The sequence below is a fragment of the Microbacterium sp. genome (genome assembly GCF_039812165.1).
Taxonomy (GTDB): Bacteria; Actinomycetota; Actinomycetes; order Actinomycetales; family Microbacteriaceae; genus Microbacterium.
In genome coordinates, this window is record NZ_JBDIAB010000126.1 from 1 (window position 1) to 8,753 (window position 8,753).

The 8,753-nt window shown below is 74.4% G+C and carries 9 protein-coding genes; 3 read left to right on the forward strand and 6 right to left on the reverse strand.

Features of this window, described 5'->3' with window-relative positions; genetic code table 11:
- Positions 1-217: 217 nt before the first annotated feature.
- Positions 218-928, forward strand: a complete 711-nt coding sequence (locus WML84_RS10310) for a hypothetical protein (RefSeq protein WP_347346055.1) — start codon at positions 218-220, stop codon at positions 926-928.
- A 55-nt stretch (positions 929-983) separates the two neighbouring features.
- Here the strand turns inward: WML84_RS10310 and WML84_RS10315 are convergent, their stop codons facing one another.
- Both WML84_RS10315 and WML84_RS10320 read right to left on the reverse strand, forming a co-directional pair.
- The gene (locus WML84_RS10315) at positions 984-1,892 is read right to left on the reverse strand and encodes an NAD(P)-dependent oxidoreductase (protein ID WP_347346056.1); all 909 of its coding nucleotides are present in this window, start codon (positions 1,890-1,892) and stop codon (positions 984-986) included.
- Positions 1,883-3,259 (reverse strand): CoA transferase, encoded by a 1,377-nt coding sequence (locus WML84_RS10320; RefSeq protein ID WP_347346057.1) that lies wholly within the window; start codon positions 3,257-3,259, stop codon positions 1,883-1,885. Before WML84_RS10320 ends, WML84_RS10315 begins: the two co-directional genes overlap by 10 nt.
- A gap of 214 nt (positions 3,260-3,473) precedes the next feature.
- Between WML84_RS10320 and WML84_RS10325 the strand changes: the two genes are divergently transcribed.
- Positions 3,474-5,261 (forward strand): hypothetical protein, encoded by a 1,788-nt coding sequence (locus WML84_RS10325; protein ID WP_347346058.1) that lies wholly within the window; start codon positions 3,474-3,476, stop codon positions 5,259-5,261.
- 93 nt (positions 5,262-5,354) lie between these two features.
- Here the strand turns inward: WML84_RS10325 and WML84_RS10330 are convergent, their stop codons facing one another.
- Both WML84_RS10330 and WML84_RS10335 read right to left on the reverse strand, forming a co-directional pair.
- Positions 5,355-5,768: an SIP domain-containing protein gene (locus WML84_RS10330; protein ID WP_347346059.1), complete on the reverse strand. Its 414-nt coding sequence runs from the start codon at positions 5,766-5,768 to the stop codon at positions 5,355-5,357.
- Between the two features lie 115 nt (positions 5,769-5,883).
- Entirely contained in the window at positions 5,884-7,335 is a 1,452-nt protein-coding gene (locus WML84_RS10335) for a PLP-dependent aminotransferase family protein (protein ID WP_347346060.1), read from the reverse strand.
- A 92-nt stretch (positions 7,336-7,427) separates the two neighbouring features.
- Between WML84_RS10335 and WML84_RS10340 the strand changes: the two genes are divergently transcribed.
- Entirely contained in the window at positions 7,428-7,565 is a 138-nt protein-coding gene (locus WML84_RS10340; RefSeq protein WP_347346061.1) for a hypothetical protein, read from the forward strand.
- A gap of 8 nt (positions 7,566-7,573) precedes the next feature.
- Here the strand turns inward: WML84_RS10340 and WML84_RS10345 are convergent, their stop codons facing one another.
- Positions 7,574-8,197, reverse strand: coding sequence for a TetR/AcrR family transcriptional regulator (locus tag WML84_RS10345; RefSeq protein ID WP_347346062.1), 624 nt, complete (start codon positions 8,195-8,197; stop codon positions 7,574-7,576).
- Positions 8,198-8,207: 10 nt separating this feature from the next.
- The coding region (locus WML84_RS10350; RefSeq protein WP_347346063.1) for an FtsX-like permease family protein at positions 8,208-8,753 on the reverse strand (546 nt) is incomplete at its 5' end.

Below are 8,753 nucleotides of genomic sequence, written 5' to 3' on the forward strand. Positions count from 1 at the left end.
GAAGCGCCCGCGACGGGAAGCGCCGGCGACGGGATACCCCCGCGTCGGGATGAGCCGGCGCCGGATGCCGGTGCCCAACCCCGCGCTCGGCGTCGAGCGGCCTCGGGTCCCGGGCGGAAGTCGGGACACGGATCGGGACGGCGCTCCCTGGGAGCCCGGGGCACGCGGCCGGGAATCTGGGATCACCAACCTGAACCGCCCCGAAAGGCACACGATCATGGACCTCTTCGCTCCCGCCCCCACCACCACGACCGACCGGCCCGTGGCCGCGGCATCCGCCCGCCCCCGCGTCGTCGCGGGCCTCGGCCCGGTCCGCCCCTCCACGCTCCAGCGCGTCGGCGGCGTCGGACTCCTCGCGGCGCCGCTGCTGTTCACCGGCGGGTTCCTCACGTCGCCGCCGCAGACCTCGCCCGGCAGCGCCGGCTACATCGAGTCGCTCGCCGCCGACCCGGCGCTGAGCCTCTGGTCGGCGAACCTGCTGCACTACGGCTGGGTCGCGATCGCGTTCGGCGCGCTCGCGTCGCTGGGCCTGCTGCGCGGCGCACGCGGGCGGGTCTTCCTCTCGATCGCCGCAGCGATCCTGGCGTTCGGCGCCGTGCAGATGTCGGGACTGCTGCTCTCGGACTGGTTCCTCGTGAGCGCCGGCAACACGCTCCCGATCGCGGATGCCGTCGCGATGGACGCCGCGGCCAAGGAGTGGTCGGTCGCGATCTGGCAGTACACCGGCATGGTCGGCGGCATCCTCGGGATCGGCCTGCTGTCGCTGGGGCTGGCCCGCGCGAAGGCCGTCTCGTGGTGGATCGCGCCGCTCGGCTTCCTGCCCTGGATCGTCCCCGCCTTCGGCCTCGGCCCGATCGGCGTCGTGCTCGCGGTCGTCTGCTACGCACCGATCCTCGTCGCCGGCGCCCGGCTCGTCGCGTCGCGCTGACACCGGCCCACGCGGGGGTCGCGGCTCCGGCCGCGGCCCCCGCTTCCGCGTGTCGTCACGTGGCGGCGGGCTCCGCGCCGGCCTCGCGCAGCGCCTCGACCACCGCGATCATGTCGGAACCGCCGAAGCCCAGCGCCTCGGCGCGCTCGTAGAGCGACGCGGTCGCCGCCATGAGCGGCAGCCGCTGCGCCCCGCCGGCGTCGAGGATCAGGCGGTTGTTGTAGAGCACGTCGCTCACCGCCGCCTGCGCCGCGAGGTCGCCGTCCACGAGCTTGGCGAGCTTGAGCGTCGACACCGCGCTGGCCATCGGCCCGGCATCCAGGACCGCCCGCAGCACGTCGCGATCGACTCCCCTGCCTTCGGCGAAGGCGACCGACTCCGCGAGGCCGGTGACCATCGCGATGAGGAAGACGTTCACGGCCAGCTTGGTCTCGAGCGCGCGCGGCACCGGTCCGCACGCGAAGACCGCCGACGCGAGCGGCGCGACGAGGCGCCGGACCTCCTCGACGTCGGCCTCGTCGCCGGCGAGCATCGCGACGAGCTGCCCGTGCTGAGCCGGCACGCGGGATCCCGACACCGGCGCCTCCACGAAGCGCGCGCCGTGGCGGGCCAGCTCGGCGGCGAGCGCGCGCGAGTGCTCCGGCGCCACCGTGCCCGTGCTGACGACGAGGCGTCCCTCGACCGGCACGCCGAACCCGTCGGCGGAGCGCCCCAGGACCGCGTCGACGGCCTCGCCGTTCGCGAGCATGAGCAGCACGACGTCGCTCGCGGCGAACACCGCGGCGGCGTCCACGGCCGGCGTCGCACCGGCATCCGTCACTCGACGCACGCTCGCGGGCGTCCTGCTCCACACCGTGAGCGGCGTGCCGGCCTGCACGAGCCGCACCGCCATGGGCTCGCCCATGCGGCCGAGGCCGATGAAGCCCACGCGCGGGTGGATGCCGTCGGGCCCCGCTACCGCCATGCCGCCGCGTCCCGTCCCCACGGCGAGGCGAGCGTCGGATACTCGAGCGGACCGCCCGGATAGGCGACCGGCGGCACCGCCGTCGTGACGCGGCCCGCGGCGGTGTCGCCGGTCTGCAGCGTCGGCGGGGGCGGTGCGGTGTCGGCGCCCTCGCCCGCCGGACCGGCGTCGAGCAGCTCCTGCGCGACGCGGGCGAGCCCGACCCGCGCGGCTCGACCGTGCCCGTCGCGACGCTGCGCGTCGAGGGCGACGCACACCGCCGCGGCGAGGAGGTGGCCGGCGGAGTGGTCGAGCACCTGTGCCGGCAGGGCGCCGGGTCGCACGCCGTCGGGGCTCTCGACCATGGCGATGCCGCTGATCGCCTGGACGATGCTGTCGAAGCCGCGGCGCGCCGCCCACGGTCCGGTGGTGCTCCACGCCGCGACGGAGCCGACAACGAGACCCGGATGCCGTTCCCACAGCGCGTCGGGCGCGAAGCCGAACCGGTCGAGCGACGCGGGACGGTACCCGGTCACGACGACGTCCGCGCGAGCGAGCAGCTCCTCGAAGACGCCGCGGTCGCGCGCGTCGGCGAGGTCGAGCGTCGTCGAGCGCTTGCCGTGGCCGGTCTCGAGGTGCTGCCAGCCGAGCTCGGGAAGGCGCGGCGAGTCCACCCGCAGCACGTCGGCGCCCGCGAACGCGAGGGCTCTGGTCGCCACCGGGCCGGCGAGCACGCGCGTCAGATCCAGCACGCGGATGCCGGCGAGCGGAGCGTCCGCGTCGTCCGTCCAGCCCGCACGGCGACCGGCGCCGGCGTCGGTCCGCACGTCGACGAGCGGTGCGGCCGCGACGGCGGCCGACTCCGCATGTCCCGCCCACTGCTGCGGGCTGCGTACGGCACCGATGATCGCGCCGGCCTCGGCCGCCGCGGTCTCGAGCGCGACCGCGGGCCATCGCGCGACCGCGGCGGCGACCGCATCTTTCGGCGCGTCGGGCGCGACGTCGAGCAGCGCCGCCAGCCGGAGGGCGTGGTGCGGGTAGTTGCCGTGCGTGCGCACCCAGCCGTCGGCCGCGCGCCAGAAGCCCGACAACGGAGCCCACACATCCGGGGCGACGCCGTCGACGAGGAAGTGCCGCTCGCATTGCGCTGACGTCGTGATCCGTGCGCCGTCGGGCCGGACCGCGCGCGGCGCCCGCCGCTGCCCGCGGGCGATCTGCACCTGCTGGATCGCGAGCGAGGCGAGGGCGACGGCATCTCCCATCAGCTCGCCGGCGCGCAGCCGCGCGGGCAGGCCGACGGCCGGCGCGGGGTCCGCGACGAGGTCGAGCGCGCCCTCGTCGCCGCCGAGGTCGCGCCACGCGCGCCGTCCGATCGAGGTCACCGCCATCGTCGCTCCCTTCGCGTCCGCGTCGCGTCGACGTGCTCCATTCCACTGTCTCTCGGCATGGGGCGGCGCGGGCCACTTCGCAGGAAGTGGACCGGCCCGACCGCGCCGGCGGACGACCGGCCGCCCTCCCGCCGGCGCGGCGCGGGCGGACGGTTCGCGACGTGGCTCGCGCGACACTCGGGAGAGGCTCCGGGGACTCGGTACGATGCCCACCATGGGGACCCTGTCGTCGCGCCGTCTCGGCGCCCGCATCCTGCTCGCGCTCATGGGGGCAATCGTCGTGGTGGGCCTGTTCGGCACCGCGCCCGCGGCGGCCGCGGGCGCCGCCCCCTCGGAGGCCGCCGTCCCGCTCACGTGCGAGCAGCTGCTCGGCCCCGACCTCGTGGCGGAGCTGGAGGCGTCCGGCTTCGTCGCGGCGCCCGAGAACGTCTCGCCGTTGTTCCTCGCCGACGCCGCCCGGCAGTGCTGGTGGTTCGACCGCGACTCACCCCGCATCCGCTTCCTGGGCGCCGGCTACACGCCGGCGAGCAGCGAGGTCGTGGCATCCGAGACCGCGCGTCTGCTCGCGATCCCGAGCTTCTTCCAGGACGGCGACGCCGACGGCATCCGACTGCGCTCCGACGGCCGCCCGACCGCCTCGAACGCCGAGCACGTCGACGCGAGCTGGCAGTTCCAGGCCCGCGACGGCTTCTGGTTCTTCGTCGTCGCGCCGGACGGGTTCGCCAGCGAGAGCCGTGCCGAGCTCGACGCGCGCATGGACGACCTCATGGAGCGCGTGCAGCTGAACGTGATCACCGCGCTCGCACCCGCCGAGCAGGCCGCCCCCGAGCCGTCGGCGACACCCGTCCCGAGCGCCCCGACCGCGTTCACCGCCGACACGCCGTCGACGCTGAGCGGGCTGCAGACGGTGCAGGAGGTCGCGCTGACGCCGGCGAGCCTCGGCGGATGCCTGGCCGTCGCCATCGTGCTCGCGGCCCTCGTGGGCCTGCCAGGGCGTCTCGTCGACTCCGCGCTGTCGGCCCGCTACGACGAGTGGACCCGCGCCCTCGCGCCGGTGTCGACCGCAACCGCGCGCCTGCGCGCGGCGATCGACCGGATGCCGCGACTGCTCGTCCTCGCCGGCGGGCTCGTGGTCGCGAGCGTCTTCGCGGCGTTCGTCGAGCCCGAGCTCGGCCTCAACGGCGGCTCGGTGCGCCTCGTGCTCTCGATCCTCGCCGGCATGGTCGTGGAGAACCTGCTCGGGCTTGCACTCATCGCCGTGTGGCTGGCGCGTCGCGGCCAAGCGAGCCGGCTCGCGCTGCGACCCGGCTCGCTCGTCATCGTGCTGCTCACCGCTCTCCTCAGCCGCGCCGTGGGCTTCGAGCCGGGCTTCGTGTTCGGCCTCGTCCTGGCCGTCGTGCTCGCCGGCACGGTGTCGGAGGAGCGCGAGGCCGAGGCATCGGTCGCCGAGGGCGTGTGGCTGCTCGTCCTCGGGTTCGCCGGGTGGCTCGCCTACAGCGGCACGGTCGGCGCCGGCTGGGGCGAGTCGGACGCGGTGGGGCTGTTCGCGGTCGAGACGCTCGCCGCCGTCACGGTGGGATGCCTCAGCGCGCTGCCCCTCGTCACCCTGCCGCTCGCCGGTCTGCCGGGTCGGGCGCTGTGGCGGCGGAGCCGGCTGCTGTGGGCGGGCGCCCAGGCCGTCGCCGTGGCGGTGTTCGTCTTCGTCGTGCTGCCGTTCCCGCAGAGCTGGGAGGCCGTCGAGACGCCCTTCATCGCCTGGATCGTCGCCTTCGCGGTCTACGCGGCGGTGGCCGTCGCGCTGTGGGCGGTGCTCTCGTTCACGCCCTCGCGCTGGCTCGCGACGGCGGAATCCGCGCCCGTCGGTTCCGCGGCCGCACCGTCCACGGGCCCCGTGCAGCGCGTCGACGCCGATGCCGGCGGCCAGGTCGCGGCATCCGTCGCCGTCGAGACCGGCGCGGATGCCGTCGCGCCTGAACGAGAGGCTCCGCCGCGAGGTCGTTGAGGGGCCGGGACTCGCCGGTCGGCCGCACAGGACGCGGGCACTCCTGACCCTCGAACGAGCAGTCCGCCACGCTTCCCGAACGAGGAACGCCGCTCAGGCGACGTCGCTGTGCGGGTGGTGCAGGTGCAGGTCCGGCATGCGGGTCTGCAGCTCCTCGTACAGGCGGTCGACGCGCTCGCTCGCCGAGCAGCCGATCCACAGCACGTACGGGGTCGCGTGCTCGCAGAGGTCCTCCGGCATCCACTCGGAGATCCACGCGCTCACGGCGCGCGTGACCAGCTCGCCGCGCGGCGGCACGGCGTCGACCACGCTCGAGCGCTCGTCGCGACGGAGCCAGGTCACCGACATGGCCTCGGGCAGGGGCAGGCGCTGGATCTGGATGACCGAGCCGACCTCGAGGAACACCTGCCCGTACGCGTCGACCGGCAGGCGCAGGAGGATGTCGCGGATCGCCGGGATGTCGCTGGCGTCGCCGACGAGGAGGAAATGGGCCTGATGGTGGTTCATGCGGGCAGCGGCATCCTCTCGATATCGTCGAGTCTTAGGTTAGCCTAACCTCGCTGATCTCGCATGGCCCCCGCGGACTGTCGACACAAGGGGACGACGCGCGGGATGCCACGCATCACACCACTTGCGGCAGCCGCTCGTCGACCGTCGAGTGTGTCGCGCGCGCCGAGAGCTGCTCCCACGACTCGGCGAGAAGCTGCACGCCCGCATCGAGATCCGCCACGGGAGAGGTGAACGGCAGCCGCAGGAACCGCTCCAGACTGCCGTCGACGGAGAACTTCGGGCCCGCGACCAGCGCGAGCCCGCGCGCCTCGCAGAGCGACGTGAGCGCCGAGCTGCCCGGCCGGTCCAGCTGCACCCACATCGACAGGCCGCCCGCCGGTCGCGGCACTCGCCACTGCGGCAGATGGCGCGCGAGGGCGTCGCTCATGACGGTCCGATGCTCGCCGAGCAGCCGACGGCGGTGCGGCAGCAGCTCGGGCAACGCGCGCACGATGCGCTCGCCCAGCAGCTGCTCGAGCTGCGGAGTGCCGAGGTCGCCCGCCGGCCGCGCCTGGACGACCCTGCGTACGATGGCGCCGTCCGCGCGGATCCAGCCCAGGCGCAGGCCGCCCCACACCGACTTGCTGAGTGAGCCGATCGTGACGACGCCGGAGCCCGAGACGGGCGATGCCCCGCGGGCGTGCCGCGCGAAGGGACCGTCGTCCCAGTCTCGGTCGATCGTCAGGTCGGCGGTCGTCTCGTCGACGATCAGCACCGTGCCGACCGCTCGCGCCGCCTCCGCGACCCGGGCGCGCCCGGCCGGCGCCATCGAGGCGCCGGTCGGGTTGTGGAAGTCGGGCATGAGGTACGCGGCGGCGGGGCGCACGCGCAGGATCGTCTCCACGAGATGGTCGACGTCCCATCCGTCGACGGTGACGGGCGTGGTCGCCAGGCGCGCGCCGGCGCGGCGGAACGCCTCGTACGCGTGCGGGTACGTCGGCGACTCGATCAGCACGGTGTCGGAGCGCGAGAGGATCGTGTGCGCCACGAGCGAGATCGCGTGCTGGCCGCCCATCGTCACGACGATCTGGTCGGGCGAGGTGGGCACGCTCCGCTGCGTGTAGCGGTCGGCGATCGCCCGCCGGAGCGCCTCGTTGCCGAGCAGGTCGAAGCCGGGGCCGTCGAGGGCCTGCAGCATGCGCCCCGAGACCTCGGCGACGATCTCCTGCAGCCCGTCGACGGGCGGCGGCACCGCCCGCGCGAAGTCGACCTCGCGGCGAGGCGCATCGAGGGCGCCTGCACGACCCGGCAGCGTCGCGCGGCTGCCCGAGCCGCGCTGGCTGACGAGGTGGCCGGTGTCGCGCAGGGACTGGTATGCGGCGACGATCGTCGTCCGGCTGCGCCCGGCCTCGACGGCGAGTTCGCGCTCGGACGGCAGGCGCGTGCCGGCCGGGATGCGCCCGTCCACGATGAGCAGCCGGATGCGCTCGGCGAGCGCCTCGTACGCCGCCGATCCCGCGTCCAGCTCGCCGGCGAGGGCGAGCAGCGCGCGGGCGGACAGACGGGAACCCGTGACCATCGACATGAGTCCAGTATGCGCGAATTGGACCGAGATTCCTGGCGGTGCCCCGCGATTGGATGGGTCCACAGCTGAGCACCCGGAGAGGAGCGGTACGCATGGAGATCCTGATCGCAGCCCTGGTCGCGGTGGCCGTCGCGGTCGTGGGCACGGCGACGGTGCGCGTCGTGCTGCGCGACGGCTACCGGCGGCAGCCGACCCGGGCCGAGTACGACACGCGGATGCCGGTGCTCTGAGCGACCGGTCAGGCGCCGGCGACGCGGCGCGCCAGGCGGACGGCCTGCGCGACGGCATCCGTCGCGTCGCGGACGGACCCGCCCGCGATCCAGTCGCGCACGAGGTAGTGCATGATGCCGAAGGTCAGCGAGACCACCATGCGCGCCTCGTCGTCGACGTCGCGCTCGTCGCGGCTCGGCTCGTCGGCACGCAGGCGCTCGCGGACGAGCTCGACGATCGAGTTCTGCGTCTCCTCCATGCGCGCGAACTCCTTGATCGCGAGGCTCGGGTTCTCCTGCACGATGCGGCGGCGGTCCTGGAACAGCGTCGAGTCCTGGCCGTCGAACTCCGAGAACGCGGCCGAGACCGTCGCGACGAGCCCCTCCAGGGGGCTGCCGCCCTCGCCCGCGAGGTACGCGGCGCGCAGCTCGGGGCCCGGCAGCGGCGTCGCGACGCCCAGCACGGCGCGCTCCTTCGAGCCGGCGTAGTTGAAGAACGTGCGCTGCGAGATCATCGCGCGCTCGCAGATCATCTCCACGGTGACGTTCTCGTATCCGTGCTCGAGGGCGAGCTCGACGGCGCCGCGCTCGATCGCCTGGCGGGTCGCGCGTTTCTTGCGCTCCCTGAGGCCACCGGCATCCGCGTCGGTCATCTCTCCATCTTCACTCATAGCGGAGCGCGTCGATCGGGTTCTGCCTGGCCGCGCGGCGCGCGGGAAGCGTGCCGGCGAGGAACGCGATGGCCATCACGACGAGGATCACGGTCGCGATCGACGCCGGCTCGAAGAGCATGATCTGAAGGCCCGGCAGCCCCGACAGCAGCGAGCCCGCGAGCGCGGAGCTGATCGCCGAGCCCGCGAGGATCGCCACACCGGCGCCGATGGCGCTCCCGAGGAAGCCGATGAACACCGCCTCGGTGCTGAACAGCCCGAACACCCTGCCGCTCCCCATGCCCATCGCCTTCATGAGCCCGATCTCGCGCGTGCGCTCCTGCACGCTCATGAGGAGCGTGTTGACGATGCCGAAGCCCGCGGCGATGAGCGCGATCACCGCGAACGCGTTGAGCACGCCGACGATGCCGGCGATGACGGTCTGGAACGCGCCGATCTGGTCGGCGGTGGTCTGCGCCCGGAAGCCCTCGTCGGCCAGGTCGGCCTTGATCGCGGCGATCTCGTCGTCGCTCGCGTCGGGGTCGATGTGCGCGACCGC

Excerpts from the sequence above, each read along its gene's own strand:
- WML84_RS10310 (WP_347346055.1), top strand. The coding sequence starts at position 218 with ATGGACCTCTTCGCTCCCGCCCCCACCACCACGACCGACCGGCCCGTG.
- WML84_RS10315 (WP_347346056.1), bottom strand. The coding sequence starts at position 1,892 with ATGGCGGTAGCGGGGCCCGACGGCATCCACCCGCGCGTGGGCTTCATC.
- WML84_RS10320 (WP_347346057.1), bottom strand. The coding sequence starts at position 3,259 with ATGGCGGTGACCTCGATCGGACGGCGCGCGTGGCGCGACCTCGGCGGC.
- WML84_RS10325 (WP_347346058.1), top strand. The coding sequence starts at position 3,474 with ATGGGGACCCTGTCGTCGCGCCGTCTCGGCGCCCGCATCCTGCTCGCG.
- WML84_RS10330 (WP_347346059.1), bottom strand. The coding sequence starts at position 5,768 with ATGAACCACCATCAGGCCCATTTCCTCCTCGTCGGCGACGCCAGCGAC.
- WML84_RS10335 (WP_347346060.1), bottom strand. The coding sequence starts at position 7,335 with ATGTCGATGGTCACGGGTTCCCGTCTGTCCGCCCGCGCGCTGCTCGCC.
- WML84_RS10340 (WP_347346061.1), top strand. The coding sequence starts at position 7,428 with ATGGAGATCCTGATCGCAGCCCTGGTCGCGGTGGCCGTCGCGGTCGTG.
- WML84_RS10345 (WP_347346062.1), bottom strand. The coding sequence starts at position 8,197 with ATGACCGACGCGGATGCCGGTGGCCTCAGGGAGCGCAAGAAACGCGCG.